This window comes from Bradyrhizobium lupini, assembly GCF_040939785.1.
Taxonomy (GTDB): Bacteria; Pseudomonadota; Alphaproteobacteria; order Rhizobiales; family Xanthobacteraceae; genus Bradyrhizobium; species Bradyrhizobium canariense_D.
Window position 1 is genome coordinate 2,509,023 of sequence record NZ_CP162553.1, and the last position, 14,047, is coordinate 2,523,069.

Annotated in this window: 9 protein-coding genes and 2 pseudogenes; 2 read left to right on the forward strand and 9 right to left on the reverse strand. The window is 57.8% G+C overall.

The features are described 5' to 3' along the window. Positions 1–14: 14 nt before the first annotated feature. Together AB3L03_RS12020 and AB3L03_RS12025 are read right to left on the reverse strand one after the other, a co-directional pair. A pseudogene (locus AB3L03_RS12020) lies at positions 15–1,379 on the reverse strand (3-hydroxyacyl-CoA dehydrogenase NAD-binding domain-containing protein); the annotation flags it as partial. A 386-nt stretch (positions 1,380–1,765) separates the two neighbouring features. Next, positions 1,766–2,650: an acyl-CoA thioesterase II gene (locus AB3L03_RS12025; protein ID WP_085349020.1), complete on the reverse strand. Its 885-nt coding sequence runs from the start codon at positions 2,648–2,650 to the stop codon at positions 1,766–1,768. A gap of 797 nt (positions 2,651–3,447) precedes the next feature. On the opposite strand from AB3L03_RS12025, the gene AB3L03_RS12030 reads away from it, so the two are divergent. Continuing rightward, positions 3,448–3,630 carry a hypothetical protein gene (locus AB3L03_RS12030; protein ID WP_368508652.1) on the forward strand — a complete coding sequence of 61 codons (183 nt, stop codon included), beginning with the start codon at positions 3,448–3,450 and terminating at the stop codon, positions 3,628–3,630. A gap of 595 nt (positions 3,631–4,225) precedes the next feature. Here AB3L03_RS12030 and AB3L03_RS12035 read toward each other — a convergent pair. From AB3L03_RS12035 to AB3L03_RS12055, 5 genes and pseudogenes are all read right to left on the reverse strand, one after another. Further along, complete coding sequence (locus AB3L03_RS12035) at positions 4,226–5,098, reverse strand: SDR family NAD(P)-dependent oxidoreductase (RefSeq protein WP_085349064.1); 873 nt, start codon at positions 5,096–5,098, stop codon at positions 4,226–4,228. 297 nt (positions 5,099–5,395) lie between these two features. Continuing rightward, on the reverse strand, positions 5,396–6,949 hold the full coding sequence (locus AB3L03_RS12040; protein WP_368508653.1) for an AMP-binding protein: 1,554 nt from the start codon (positions 6,947–6,949) through the stop codon (positions 5,396–5,398). A 391-nt stretch (positions 6,950–7,340) separates the two neighbouring features. Continuing rightward, positions 7,341–7,538, reverse strand: coding sequence for an SDR family NAD(P)-dependent oxidoreductase (locus AB3L03_RS12045; RefSeq protein ID WP_198959213.1), 198 nt, complete (start codon positions 7,536–7,538; stop codon positions 7,341–7,343). Beyond that, on the reverse strand, positions 7,535–7,804 hold the full coding sequence (locus AB3L03_RS12050) for an SDR family NAD(P)-dependent oxidoreductase (protein WP_368508654.1): 270 nt from the start codon (positions 7,802–7,804) through the stop codon (positions 7,535–7,537). Before AB3L03_RS12050 ends, AB3L03_RS12045 begins: the two co-directional genes overlap by 4 nt. Before the next feature lie 259 nt (positions 7,805–8,063). Then, positions 8,064–8,913: pseudogene (locus tag AB3L03_RS12055) on the reverse strand (acyl-CoA dehydrogenase family protein); the annotation flags it as partial. A 542-nt stretch (positions 8,914–9,455) separates the two neighbouring features. Here AB3L03_RS12055 and AB3L03_RS12060 point away from each other — a divergent pair. Next, entirely contained in the window at positions 9,456–11,381 is a 1,926-nt protein-coding gene (locus AB3L03_RS12060; protein ID WP_368508655.1) for an MBL fold metallo-hydrolase, read from the forward strand. A 508-nt stretch (positions 11,382–11,889) separates the two neighbouring features. On the opposite strand, the gene AB3L03_RS12065 is transcribed toward AB3L03_RS12060, so the two are convergent. Both AB3L03_RS12065 and AB3L03_RS12070 read right to left on the reverse strand, forming a co-directional pair. Beyond that, entirely contained in the window at positions 11,890–12,720 is an 831-nt protein-coding gene (locus AB3L03_RS12065) for an ABC transporter permease (protein ID WP_085349026.1), read from the reverse strand. A gap of 5 nt (positions 12,721–12,725) precedes the next feature. Next, complete coding sequence (locus tag AB3L03_RS12070; RefSeq protein WP_368508656.1) at positions 12,726–13,973, reverse strand: ABC transporter permease; 1,248 nt, start codon at positions 13,971–13,973, stop codon at positions 12,726–12,728. Between the last annotated feature and the right edge of the window lie 74 nt (positions 13,974–14,047).

The following is a 14,047-nucleotide window of genomic DNA, read 5'->3' on the forward strand; positions in this document are numbered from 1 at the left end:
TGCATTGTGGCTCGCTCCGGCGCGGTCTTGTCCGCGTGCACGATCTCGCACAGCCTCATGACGTTGGCCGGCGAGAAGAAGTGCATGCCGAGCACGTCCTGCGGACGCCTGGTGGACTTCGCGATCTCGTCGATGTTGAGGTAGGAGGTATTGGAAGCCAGCACCGCGCCCGGCTTGACGTACTGGTGGAGCTTGCCGAACACTTCTTTCTCGACCGCCATGGTTTCGAACACGGCTTCGATCACCAGGTCAGCGTCACCGACATCCTCGATGCCGACGATGCCCTTAATCAGCGTCATGCGCTTGGCGGCCGCATCCGCCGGGATGCCGCCACGCGCCGCGGTCGCTTCCCAGTTTTTCTGCATGATCCTCATGCCTCCCTTGAGTTGCTCCTCGCCGATCTCGATCAGGGTCACCGGAATGCCGGCATTGGCGAAGGACATCGCGATGCCGCCGCCCATGGTGCCGGCGCCGAGGATAGCGACACGCTCGACGGGCCGCGCCTTAGTACCTTCAGGAACGCCCGCGATCTTTTTGGCCTCGCGCTCGGCGAAGAAGGCATAGCGCTGTTCCTTTGATTGATCGCCAGCGAGGAGCCTATTGAAGCCCTCGAGTTCCTCTTTTATGCCTTCGTCGAATGGTAAGTCGACCGTCGCACCCACCGCGTCCGCCGCAACGAACAGCGCTTTCCGACCGCGCGCCTTTTTGGCCATCGCAGCGATCGCGTTTTTAAAGATCGAGCGGTCCGCTTTGGCGGCGGCAAACTTGGAGTCGTCATCGCGTAGCCGGCGGAGCGGCCGTTTCTCGGCCAAGATCTTGCGGGCAAATGCCTCACCACCGGAAGCCGGATCCGCCGACCACATCATCGATCAAGCCGTTCTTCAACGCGTCGGCCGCGCTGATCGGATCACCGCCGACAATCATCTTGACGACCAGTTCCGGTCCAACCGCGCGCGGCAGGCGCTGTGTACCACCACCGGCACCCGGAAGAAGGCCAAGCTTGACCTCGGGTAGACCGAGCAAGGCGTCTTTGGTCGCGACCCGATTATGGCAGACCAACGCCACCTCGAGCCCTCCGCCGAGACCATTGCCATGGATCGCAGCGACGACGGGTTTTGGCGAGTTTTCGAGCTTGGCCATCATCTCGTCCCAACTCGGCGCCTCCGACGGCTTGCCAAACTCGGTGATATCCGCCCCTGCAATGAAAGTACGGCCCGCACACGTCAGAACATAGCGTTCACCTCCGGATCGGCAATCGCGGCACTCATATGATCTACGATGCCGCGGCGCACTACAGCGCTCAGCGCGTTAACAGGAGGATAGTTGATCGTTATAGTGGCGATCATGTCACGACGTTCGAATTTGACTACCTCAATCACGCTGGGTCTCCTTGCGTTGTATTTGCTCTGGCGTTCGCGATAGTACGACCCAGGATTGGGCAGCCAACGGGTGATTCTTCGAGAGAAGCTGTCGTCTATGGTCACACTTCATACCCACAAACGGAAGTCTTCGTAATCCGGCAGCAGATCTGGCCGATCGGTAAAAGTTAGATGCTTCCCGCAACATAGCCCGACGCAAGTAAATCTCACGCATCGGTTCGGTCGATGTACTTTCAAGGTTGTTCGCAATGAGATCTTGCGAACTTAAGCCGGTGTAGACGCCAGCGACCCGGATCTCGCCGCGATCGAATATTCTGGGCAATTGGCGCTCCGATGGTGAGCGATCCAGCACTGCGGCATTCCACACACAATTGCTTACGTGAAAATCAGCGGCGCTCGCGGATTGCGGCTTCCTGGGCGACGGTTGCCACCAGGGCGCCATCGCGCCGAAACAGCGATCCCAGAGCTAGACCGCGACCGTCTTGCGCGCTCGGCGACTCTTTGACGTAAAGCAGCCAGTCGTCGGCGTGGAACGGGCGATGGAACCACATGGCATGGTCCAGGCTAGCTCCCAAGATGTTATTTCCATTGAGTACCGTGCGGCCATAACGTGCCAGCACCGCATCGAGCAGTGTCCAGTCAGAGGCATAGGCCAGAGCGGAAATGTGCAGCGCCGCATCGTCGGGAAGCTTCTCAGCAATCCTGATCCAGAAATGAATACGATCATCGCAAAGTTTCTGGCCTAGAAAGTGCCCGAACTCAACAGGGCGCAATTCAATCGGAGGGTGGGGTAGCTCTATCGGGCGATTAGGTTCGTACCAGTGGCGAACTGCTTTCGGCAATTCCTGAAACCCCGGATGCCTCGCTAGAGTCTCGGCGGTCACCTCTTCAGGCGGTGGCGCGTCGGGCATCTTGCTTTGGTGGCCAAGGGCGCTCTGCTCGCCCGTGTGAAACGAAACGAAGACGGAGCAGATTTCTCGGTTGCGCTGCATAGCAGTCACGCGCCGGGTCGAATAGCTCTTGCTGTCCCGCAGGGCCTCCACTTCATAGAAGATCGGCACCATTGGGTCGCCGGGCTGGACGAAACAGGCATGTAGCGAGTGCGCCATGCGCTCTTCCACTGTACGGGAAGCCGCTACCATTGCTTGCGCGATCAATTGCCCGCCGAATACCCGGTCCCAGCTTGGACTCGGACTACTGCCACGAAACAAGTTCCGCCCGATCGGCTCTAGGTCGAGAATGGCTAGCAGCTTGGCCACGCCTTTAGACATAAAGTGCCCTCAGCAGACATAATGTGCCCTCAGCTTGGGCGGTGCGTCATAACCAAGAGAGGCCAAAACTTAAGTCGGCCCCTTCGACTCGTTCTGAGCGAATGACTCCGATGTGCGCCCTCTTTCGAAGCGTCGCACTCAATCGGAGTGGTTCGCTCACATTGTCTTTAGGCGATATTTTATCCCGATTCATGCAACGAGCGGCGTTCTTTCGCTGAAATCCTGCGCCCGAGTGGCGGCGCTTAAGGAATTCCACGCTGCGCCTCTGAAGTGTGCAAACCGAACTCCGGAAGCGGTCGGCATTGTAGGATCCGGGGTCTCATGAGGCATCTGAGAATCCTTTGCGTGACCGCGGACAAACTTCGAGTTCCGGTTTGATGCACGACTTATGCAATACGCGACCTGTTTTTGGGGAATTAAACGCACATGGCGGCATATCCTTTCGTGCTGTCGGAACGTCTGGCCTCGAACTCGCCGCCGGCAGCACTCTCCCATCGCTGGCGCTATCCTCCAATGATCTTCGATGCCCTGCAGATGAGCGAAAGCCGATGCCAACGGCAGTGGCCGGCATTAATGTTTCCTGCGATGCTGAGCATGAGCCTCTGTTGAAGCATGATCGCGTCCGTTTGATGAGCTAACAAGTAGGAGAGAAACGAATGGCCAAGTTCGAGAATGAGAGCCGGAAACAGCAGTCCCACCCCGGGGGTGGCCGCTGAAGGGCCGAGTGGCGCTCGTAACTGGAGCGACCGGAGGAAAGGCGATCGCGGCAGAACTATCCGAACGCGGAGCAGACGTGCATGGCGTGGACATCGTTGGCGACGGTGTTTTCCACGCAGAACCTTGCCACCGTGCGGACCGCCGCACTGGAAGGCGGTCCGCATGGCCTTACCGTCAACGCCGTCGCGCCAGTCTGGATGGATACCGCATTGATGCGTGGTCAACTGGATGCTCAAGCGAAGAATCGCGGCATGAGCTCATGACGGCCTTCCGCGCATCGCAACCCGGTAATCGCTTTGTTGAAGTGTGTGATGTTCGGCGACTATTGGTTTTCTTGCTAGCCCGTCCGCCTCAGGAATCAAGGGCGAGTGCATTACGATTGATCTGGGTGCAAGTGCCAGTGGATAGGTGTTCTCGTTCCGGATCCGGCGACGAACGCCAATGGCAATCCCTCTTGCCTGGGAACGCGCCGAAAATTGGCCTTGCGGCCTTTCCTTGGCCGATAAGGATCCTTAGTAGCGTAATGTGGTCGAGCCGTACGTCTTGTTTGAGGTAGAGGGAGGAAGGTGATTTGAGATCAGATTGCTCGATCTCTGGACGCTACCGGACCTCTCAAACAGGTCCTTTGCGAAGCCTTCGATCATAAATTTGATCATCCCGAGCTTCGCCCGCCGAGGACCTGAGAGGCGCAGCAGCCACGATCAGCGAGGGCATTCCGCCAAGTCCCCGGTGAAGCGACGCTAGAGGTCAAGCGCCAGCCTAAATCACTTCAGCTCTGCAGGTGTAAGACGAATGGCAATGCTAGCCTAGCAGGCGTTGATGGCCTACGGGAGGCTACGCCAACGCCAAGCCTCCGACTCAAGGTTCCGTGCGTAGTCGCTTCAGCTCCGCTGGAAAGAACACCGAGGATGCATGGGCCGCCACGTCCTGCGCGGTATAGGATCCTTTGGGATGATAACCTTCGGTCATCAACATCTTGATCTCCGCGACCTCTTCGCCCGATATGGCTAGGATCTTGCCGGAATGATCTGCCGCCAATTCGGAAGCCATAAAGAGCACGCCGGGAGCCACGTTCTCGGGTCGTAGAATGGAATCGAGTTCGCCATCTCGGGTACCTGGGACGTTGGCCCACATACGGGTGACCGCGTTGGGCGCCACGCCCATCACGCGGATGCCATACTTGCGGCCCTCGATAGAGAGCACTCGTATCAAGCCATAGATGCCGGCCTTGGCCGCTCCATAATTGGCCTGGCCGAAATTCCCGAAGAGCCCCGACGTAGAGGACGTCATAATTATTACACCCGGCCGACCATTGTCCCTCAGCCACTTCCAAACCGGCAACGTGCAGCAGTAAGTGCCTTTCAGATGAACCTTGGTAACGAGATCCCAATCCTCCTCCGAGATTTTGGCAAACGTCCGGTCGCGCAGGATGCCGGCGTTGCAGATCAAGATGTCAACTTGACCGAAAGCGTCGATCGCAGACTTGAGGATATTCTCTCCCCCGGCTGGGGTGGACACGTCATCACCATTGACCACCGCGCGCCCGCCAGCCGCGATAATATCGGTCACGACTTTTTCAGCAGCGACGCTCGTGCCGAAGCCATCCACCGTGCCCCCGAGATCGTTGACAATGACCGCCGCCCCCTCTTTGGCGAACAGCTTTGCATAAGCCTCACCGAGCCCTCCGCCAGCCCCGGTAATAACTGCCACCTTGCCGTCCAGCAGTCCCATCCTGTCCTCCTCAACTGTCTGCATCGTGAGCACCGCGGTGTTACCGAAGCACCGTTAAACCACTCGAAATCGATCTCGCTGCTCGCCGCGAGCCAAGCGGCGCCCTACCAGCCACGAAATTGAATTCGTCGGTAGCTTTCGCCTTCCTGTTCGGCCTTGTCATCCATTGACTGCTCAAGCCACACTTCGGTCGGCAGTCGGCGTCATCGAAGGGTCAGCAACTATCGTCAATTCACGAGCTGTATCTTCAAAGAACAGCGTCAATCCCGCCGCTTGAATTGCTGCTACAGCTCTGCTCTACGTCCGTCCCTCGCGGATCTTCAGCCGGACGAGGCGCTCGTCCCGCAACCGAGTGCGGCGAACCTTGCCCGCATCGTCGCGCAAGGGCTCCTCGACGAATTCGATAGTGCGAGGACACTTATAAGGCACCAGTCGGTCAGCCAGATGCGCCAACAACGCCTCAGCCGTTAGCCCCGGTCGAGCCTGGACGATGGCGTGAATGGATGAGCCCAAATCCTCGTGCGGTAGGCCGACTACGGCACTCGACAACGCAAGCGGGTGCTCATCGATCGCCGCCTCGACTTCCGCCGGATAAACATTGGCGCCGCCAACAAGGATCATGTCTGTGCGTCGGTCAGCGAGGTACAGGTAGCCGTCTGCGTCGAAATAGCCGATGTCTCCGAGGCTCTCCCAGCCGCCAGGCAAGGCGCGGGCAGTCGCGCCGCGATACTGGTAAGAGGGCTGCGAGCCCTCCGAACGTCGCATGTAGACCTCACCCATTTCGCCCGCCGGCAGCACCTTGCCGTCCGCATCGAAGACGCTCATTTCACCTACGATGACGCGCCCGACCGAGCCCCGATGCTCGAGCCACTCCCTTCCGGTGATGTTGGTCCACGCTTGGCTTTCGGTGCCGCCATAGAGTTCCATAATCACGTCGGGTCCAAACCAGCCGATGAAAGCCTCCTTGAGCCAAGGCGGACAAGGAGCAGCCAAATGCCAGAGAGTCCTCACCGATGAGACGTCGTACCGGGCTCGCACTTCTTCTGGCAGTCGCCAGATGCGGGTCATCATGGTGGGCACCATATAAACCCAGGTTGCCCTACGGCGTTCGATTTCAATCAGCACGCCCTCCGCGTCGAATCGCGGCATTAGCACCAGATGCCCATCCTGAACTATCGTTTCGAGGGCGCATCCGAACGGGCCATTGTGATAGAGCGGTGCGGGAATCAGAGCAGTCTCCTCCAGCCCGAAGCGCCAGCCGCCGGAGTAATCAGTCGCCTTGGCTGGAGCGAGGCCTGACGAGCCGGAGAGGATCAGTTTGGGTCGACCTGTCGAGCCGCCCGAGGACGCGGCCTTCAGTATTGGAGCGACGCGCGGCTCGAGCGGTCGGTCATCGTCGGACAACGCGAGCAGGTCGTCCACTGTGACACGCCGCCGGTTGGTTTCCATGCCCTCCAAGGCGATCACCAGGCGTGGGGCGGCGAGGTCGACAATGCCCTCGAGTTCGGAACTCGGCAGTCTGAACGATACCGGCTGCGGCGTCGCGCCCAGCTTCCAGACGCCCCAACAGGCTTCAACGAAGTTGGTTCCGTTGGGCAAGCCGATGGTGATCAGGTCACCGACCTTAACGCCAAGCCGATGCAGCGCGCGAGCAATTCGGTTGGCCCGCGCCTCTAACTGCCCGCAGGTAAGAGTGATTTCGCCGCAACTGACTGCTGGCGCGTCCGGCGTCGCCCGAGCCCGACGGCGTAGCTTCTCGCCCAAAGGAATCATGTCTTCAGCCATTTCGGTATAGACCTCGATTCTGTTCGACCCATGCTGCTTGCGCGAGCATTCGCGCAGTACCAACACGGAGGAGAAATGAGATCTACGCTACCCTGCAGAAGAATATCTCCAAGTTCTGCCCCTGCGACGCATAGATCAGGCGGGATTTGCGGCTTTGGTGCAGAAGGTCATCGGGCTCAATCGCGTTTGCGCCGTGCAGCCCGAATATCGCTACCCTAAACTCTCGATGGCCCACCGAGACAGGACGTAGTGTCAGATTCGATCATGCCATATCGCTGTGATCAATTGCCTTGGTTGAGAGTGATCCCGTCCACCGCTCTCTCGCGGGCAGAATTGCTTGGCGAGGGATCTTTGTTGAAGTTGCTGCATTACCTTCCGTCCTGAACGTCATCGACGCCTATGCGGGGCCGCGGAAATTCCTTGGTGATGACGCCAACGCGTTGGAGCAAGCCCTCCATCATCTCGGACGAAAACGCGCCTGGCGCGATCGTTTGACATTGATGTTGAATTTCGCCCATTCGACTGCGAGCACTTCGCTCATGCGCACAACGGCGGCTTTGCTAATCGAATATAGCGCAGCCCCGTTGCCGGCATAGAAGCAGGCGGACGATGACGCAATATTGACGATGCGGCCGGGAAGCTTTGCCGCGATCAATCGCCGCGCGACTGGCAGGACAGAACGTAGAGCGCTCGCACATTCAGGTCCATCGGTATCTTGGTCACGCGCTGGGCGTCTGGAATACCCGGATTGTTGACCAGGATTGTCACGGGACCGAATTGCCGTTCTGCCTCTGCAACAACCTTCGTCAACTGATCCGCATCAGTCACATCGAGTTGCAGCGGTATCGCCCGGCCGCCGGCCACGTTGATCTCCGCAGCAACCCTCTCGAGACGCCCGGTCCGCCGCGCTGTCAACACCACCTGAGCACCGCATCACGCGAGCGTCTTGGCAAATCGGAGACCGAGTCCTGACGATGCTCCGGTCACAGCGCGGTCTGCCCCTTCAGATCGATGGAAAAGTTGGGCAGCGAAAATGCCTAGTCACTCACTTTTTCCCTCCCGGAATGTCGGGTGATCCGGGGACGCCTGGGCCCCCATCCGGGGCAGAATCAGAAGAAGAAGCAGTCGACGGCTTGGCGAGAGATCGAGGAGGAAGCCATATTTCTCGAGCGGCGAAGCGTCAGAGACGGAGGATGGTCTTGGCGATGATATTTTTCTGGATTTCATCGAAGCCGCCGTAGATCGATACCTTCCGAACATTAAAATAGGCGGGCGCGATCGGTGCAGCCCAATCAGGATCGGTCGGCGTCTTGTTATGGCTCTCGATATCTTCTTCCGACCTAGACGGCAGCGCGTGCGAGCCGGCGGCGCCGAGCAGAAGCTCCGCTATCGCTTGCTGAATCTCCGAGCCCTTTATTCTGAGAATGGCGCTCGCAGGATCTGCGGTGGAAGCCTGCCGTTTGGACGCGTGGGCGACGACACGAAGCTGGGTCACCTCCAGCCCCTTTAGCTGCAGTTCAATTGCAGCGAGCTTCTCGCGGAAGGCACCCCGATCGATCAGCCTCTCGTTGCTGACACGGCACAGCGCGGCTAGGTGCTTGATGCGCCGGATGCGTTCTTTTGGAGAGCCAACGCTGGCGATGCTGAACCGCTCGTTCCCGAGGAGAAACTTAGCACACTCCCAGCCCTTGCTCTCCTCACCGACAAGATTCTCGGCGGGGTCGTAACTGCCGTCAATCAGCTGGATCGGACGCACCGTGATGCCGGGCGATTTCATGTAAATCAGGAGGAAAGGAGATGCCCAGTTGCTTCTTAACATCTGGATTGGTCCTGACCAGGCAGAAAATCTAGTCGGCATATTGTGCGAGCGTCGTCCATGTCTTCTGGCCATTGACGATGAAGTGGTCGCCATTCCGCGCAGCCCGGGTCTACAATGAGGCAAGATCTGAGCCCGCACCTGGCTCTGAGAGGCCCTGGCACCACCAATCATCAGCGTTTGCAATCCGCGGCAGACGATATTTCTTTGTCGCAATTAGCACCGCCATCCCAGGACAATCGGGCCGGCGCGGGAGCTAAACGACGATGAAGGACTGCCGGTGTTCGGGACTAGCCGCAGGGCTGCTGGCGGCGTGAGCGCCATGATCGCCCTCTAGTTTGCTTTCAGTTCGCTTAGCGGAGATAGCAAGGAGAACGGAAGTCCTCTCCGCTGATCGGGCTTCTCATACTATACGACATGCTACCCGTCGGTGATCGTGATGTTCATTGGCAGCGGCGAAACCCTCGAAAGATACGCCCGAACGCACAATTTAGGCGTGGCTTGGGATCCTTTGCAGTTTTCGAGATCCGCACATCATTACCTTGGGGGCTGGATATAAGCTCGTTCGGGCGAAAATGACGCAGCCTGGCCCAGCGCATTGAGCGAACCGACCAAACCGGGATATGGCCACTCTTTGGTTCTGCATATGCAAATAAAGCGAGCCAAGAGAGCTTCAGCTTCTAAGACTAGCGACGCCCATGTCCCTTGGCGTCCCCGAAGCACCGAAAATATAGTCTCTCCACCCACAGGAATGAAATGTCTCTGATCCGACGCTCCGAAAACGTTTGGGAATTTCAGGATACCTGTAATGTGTACGTTTTGAAAAGTGGCGCAGAGTGCCTGCTGATCGACACGGGATCCGGCGCAGTTATGCAGCATCTTCCCGCCCTCGGGATCGAGCGAGTCGACTGGATCCTTCATACACATCACCATAGAGACCAGTGCTGGGGAACACCAATTCTTCAGAAGGCCGGAGCGAAAGTCGCCGTTCCCGAATACGAACGCCACCTATTCGACAACGTCGAGGCATATTGGCAGGCGCGGCGCATCTATGACAACTATAATGATAGCAACACGTTCTTCTCACTTGGCGAAAATCTTTCGGTCGACGCAATTTTGGAGGACTACAGCACTTTCATTTGGAAAGAGTACGAATTTCGCGTGCTTCCGGCAAAGGGCCATACGTATGGCATGGTAAGCCTAATCACAGAAGTGGATGGCAGGAAAGTCGCGTTTACAGGTGACCTAATGAGCAGCGGCGGTAAGCTGTATCAACTTCACGCGATGGAATACTGCTATGGCGACCTTCTTGGTATTGAATTTACGATGCAGTCGATTCTCGCCCTGAAAAGAGAAAAAATCGAGATTGCCTTTCCGTCGCACGGATCGCCTATCAACGAAGTAAACGCGGACATTGCAACCCTTGAATCGCGTTTAGAGGTACTCGCTGGCGTCGGCAGGATTTTCACGTCAGGCCGGACCAGCAGTTTTGGGGACATGCAGACCATCCGTGAGAGCAGACTGCAACGGATTTCGGAGCACCTGCTGTGGGCAGGGCCATACACCTGCTCCAATTTTTACATCGTCTTAAGTGGAAGCGGCCATGCAATGCTCATTGACTACGGATTGTCCTCTGTAGGACATCTCCATGCGTCGTGCGACCATGACAGTCCGCAGGCGGTACGTTTCGTCCAGCATCACATTGATCAGCTGCGTGACGACTTTGGAGTGAAGGATATCGAACTTGTCGTACCGACCCACATTCATGACGACCACGTCTGCGGAATACCTTTCCTGCAGAAGCATTTCAGCACGCAGTGCTGGGCGCTCGATCGTGTAGCCGAGGTCATCGCTGATCCCGCTGCGTGGGCAAGTACGCCGTGCCTTTTTGACAAACCGATCAAAGTGCAGCGGACTTTAAGGGATGGCGAGGCATTTCAGTGGAGAGGGTTCGACTTTCAAGTTCACTATGCCCCAGGGCAAACAGAATTTCACTCAATTATCTTGGGCGAAATCGACGGCAAGCGTGTCGTTTTTGGAGGGGACAATCTATTTCTCTTCAATCCTCGGTCAGGAGGGATTGATCGCGAAATCCTTGTCCAGAGCACGGTCATGCGCAACAGCTTTCAGTTAGAGATGCATCATCGCTGCGCGGAGGTGATGCGGGCAACAATGCCTGATCTCGTTTGCCCGGGGCACGGAGGTCTGATTGCGATGAGTGAATCGAGGGTCGAGGAGTACACAAACTACATCGAACACAAGGAAAGAGCCTTCCGAGATATTGTAGCGGAGCCCGCAAACCATTTTATCGATCTATTTTGGGCGAGGATGCTACCATACCTTTCTGATGTTCATCCGGGTCGCCAAGTCGCGTACACGATCAAAATTCGCAACAACTTGGAACGCACGGCGACCTACGGCGCTCGCCTTCTTCCGCCGCTCGGTTGGACATCGCACGGAGAAACGGTAAGCGCTGTTCTTCAGCCGGGAAAGCAGGTGGAGATAGTCCTTTGGACGACAGCGCCGTCAGAGACCGAACCGCGGCGGAGACTCATCACCGCCGAGATCCTGATCGACGGTGTGTCGCAGGGACCAATCTGCGAGGCCCTCGTCTCGGTTTCCGGCGAAATCCGCCAGGTCCGCCGCTCGGCGAAAGGGAGCAAGAGAGTGACGACGACCTAGTTTGAGGAACTGAGGAAGCCACCGAGCATCTATTCTAGATGCCAGTGTTTGGGCCGACCCGGACTCAGAGAAATGTCGCGTAAGATCGCGTTCTTCGACTAGTAAGTGACGATCCCGGCTCTCGCTCGGCCTAAACCTGGAGATCCTTAGCGTCATGGCGTTCGTGGCATTCATCATGCTAAAGCCCAACGTGAACACCCGGGACAATCATCAGACAGCCGTAAGCTCATCAAGTCTGTCGTCATTGGCAGCCTCATAGCCTTCGAACCGTTCTCTTGGCCGGCTCGGCGACGGGGGCGGGCATCTGCAGCCCTGTAGAGTGTTCGATATTGGCGCCAGGTCGACTCTGGTCTTTTGAACCGTGATCACCTCCCCCACCTCTGGTCTCTGGAGGACGACGATGGTATTGCCCGCGCAGACGGAGCGCTCGAACGTATCGATGCTCTTGGTGACGCCGTTGACCTTAAGCAAGACCAAATTTCGAACCACGCAAGGTGCTAGAGGGCGGTCAAGTATTGCGGATTCCACGCAGGCGCTCCGAGCGCCACCGCAGTAGCTCGATAGTGGTCAGCACGACGATAGAGAACAATGTTAGTATGGTCGCGGCGGCAATGATCGTCGGGCTGATCTCCTCGCGAATGCCGGAAAACATGACTTTTGGCAAGGTCCGCTGCTCGGCGCCAGCGACAAAAAGAGTGACCACAACCTCGTCGAACGAAGTGAGGAAGGCGAAGAGCGAACCAGAGATCATCCCCGGAAGTATGAGAGGCAAGGTGACCTTAAGGAAGGCGGTGACCGGCGTCGCACCGAGCCCAGCGGCTGCTCGGGTCAGCGAGTGGTCGAAACCCGTCAGCGTCGCAAGCACTGTGATGACAACGAAGGGTGTGGCCAGGGTGGTGTGCGCCAGTACTAATCCAGCATAGCTGTTGAGCAATCCCACATCGGCATAAAAGAAATACATCCCGACCGCTGTGATCACGATCGGCACGATGATGGGCGAGATCAGAACGGTCATCACCGCCGTTCGCCAGGGAAACTTTGGCCGGCTAAGCCCAAGCGCGGCCAGCGTGCCTAGCACGGTCGACAGCAGTGTCACCGATACAGCGACGAAGATCGAATTGTACAGCGCGCCTTGCCACCGGACGGTAAGAAAGAAGTCCTGATACCACCGCAGCGAGAGCCTCGGCAACGGATAAGTGAAGAAAGGTACGGAATTGAATGAGAGCGGGACAACCACGAAGATCGGCGCAATCAGAAATAACAGCACCATAGCGCACAACATCCGGTGCAGGCAGTACCAGGTCTTCTCCATCGGAGAAGCATAGGCGGACGCAGCCATCGTTCTCACCCCATCTTAATCCGGTCGACACCGACTAACTTATTGAAGAAGTAGTAGAGTAGCAGCGTCGCAGTGAGCAGGATCGCGCCGAGCGCTGAGGCCATGCCCCAATTGAGTTCCTCGTTGGTATAGTGAGCGACGAAAGAACTTACCATTTGGTCCGCCGGTCCCCCGACAAGCGCGGGTGTTATGTAGTAGCCCAAGCATAGGATAAAGGTCAGCAGGCAGCCGGCGGCAATGCCTGGCAGAGTCTGGGGAAAGTAGACTTTCCAAAAGGCGTAAAAGGGTCCCGCGCCGAGCGAGCGAGCCGCACGGACATAAATCGGTGAGATCGTCTTCATAACGCTGTAGATCGGGAGGAGTGTCACGGGCAGCTGGATGTGGCTCATAGCCACGATGGTCCCGATCCGGTTATATATGAGCTCGGCTGGCTGCGATATGACGTGCAGGGCCATCAACGTGTCGTTGACAACGCCATGCTGCTGCAGGAGCACGACCCAAGCGGTGGTGCGCACCAGCACCGATGTCCAGAACGGCAACACGACCAGGATCATCAGAAGATTGCTGGACTTGCGCGGCAATGTCGCGAGAAGATACGCCACCGGAAAGCCGAGCAGCAAGGTCACAACGCTTACGGCGATGCTGATGCCAAGGGTACGCAAGAAAACGTCGCGAAATATCGCGTTCTCCGGGGGCGAGGCGACGATCCTGCTGTCGGGGCTATATTGGTAGTCGACGGAGCGCAGGAGGTAATAGCCTGTATAGGCTGAGGTTCCGCGCTTGAGCAGGCTCCAGACGCCGTGCTGGCCCCAGAGTGGGCTGGTTTCGATCAGCGCCTCCCTGTAGGGGCCGTCGGAAAGTTTGCTCACCTTGCGCGCGCTCGATATCACCTCGCTGAGAGAGCCGGGTAGTTCATAATTTATGCGCTTGCCAATCACGGACGCCGTCCTCTGAGCTGAAGACTCTTTCAGGTCGCCCGCCAAGGCGGCATAGACAGCCTCGCCTGGAAGATCCGAGCCATCCCAGGCGTCAAGCGCCCTCATGGTTCGTGGCATAAGCTTCAGGAGCGTATTATCGTGGACCGCGTTGAACATCATCCGGCCGATTGGCAAGACGAAGGTGGTCAGGACGAACAGCAGAAGCGGAAGAACGAGGATAAAGGCTTTGAGTTTCTGGCGGCGCTCGACCCGCCGCAGCTTTAGGCGCAGAGGCACGTCTTCTAGATTGCCGGTGTGGGCGGCTATCGTCGCCATCGATTCTCTCTCAGTTCGACCATTGGAGACGGCGAGGAAGACTGACGCCCTCCCCGCCATTCTTATTCTTTCCC

Coding starts and splice junctions, on each gene's coding strand:
- AB3L03_RS12025 (WP_085349020.1), bottom strand. CDS start 2,650: ATGTCTAAAGGCGTGGCCAAGCTGCTAGCCATTCTCGACCTAGAGCCG.
- AB3L03_RS12030 (WP_368508652.1), top strand. CDS start 3,448: ATGGCGTGGACATCGTTGGCGACGGTGTTTTCCACGCAGAACCTTGCC.
- AB3L03_RS12035 (WP_085349064.1), bottom strand. CDS start 5,098: ATGGGACTGCTGGACGGCAAGGTGGCAGTTATTACCGGGGCTGGCGGA.
- AB3L03_RS12060 (WP_368508655.1), top strand. CDS start 9,456: ATGTCTCTGATCCGACGCTCCGAAAACGTTTGGGAATTTCAGGATACC.
- AB3L03_RS12065 (WP_085349026.1), bottom strand. CDS start 12,720: ATGGCTGCGTCCGCCTATGCTTCTCCGATGGAGAAGACCTGGTACTGC.
- AB3L03_RS12070 (WP_368508656.1), bottom strand. CDS start 13,973: ATGGCGACGATAGCCGCCCACACCGGCAATCTAGAAGACGTGCCTCTG.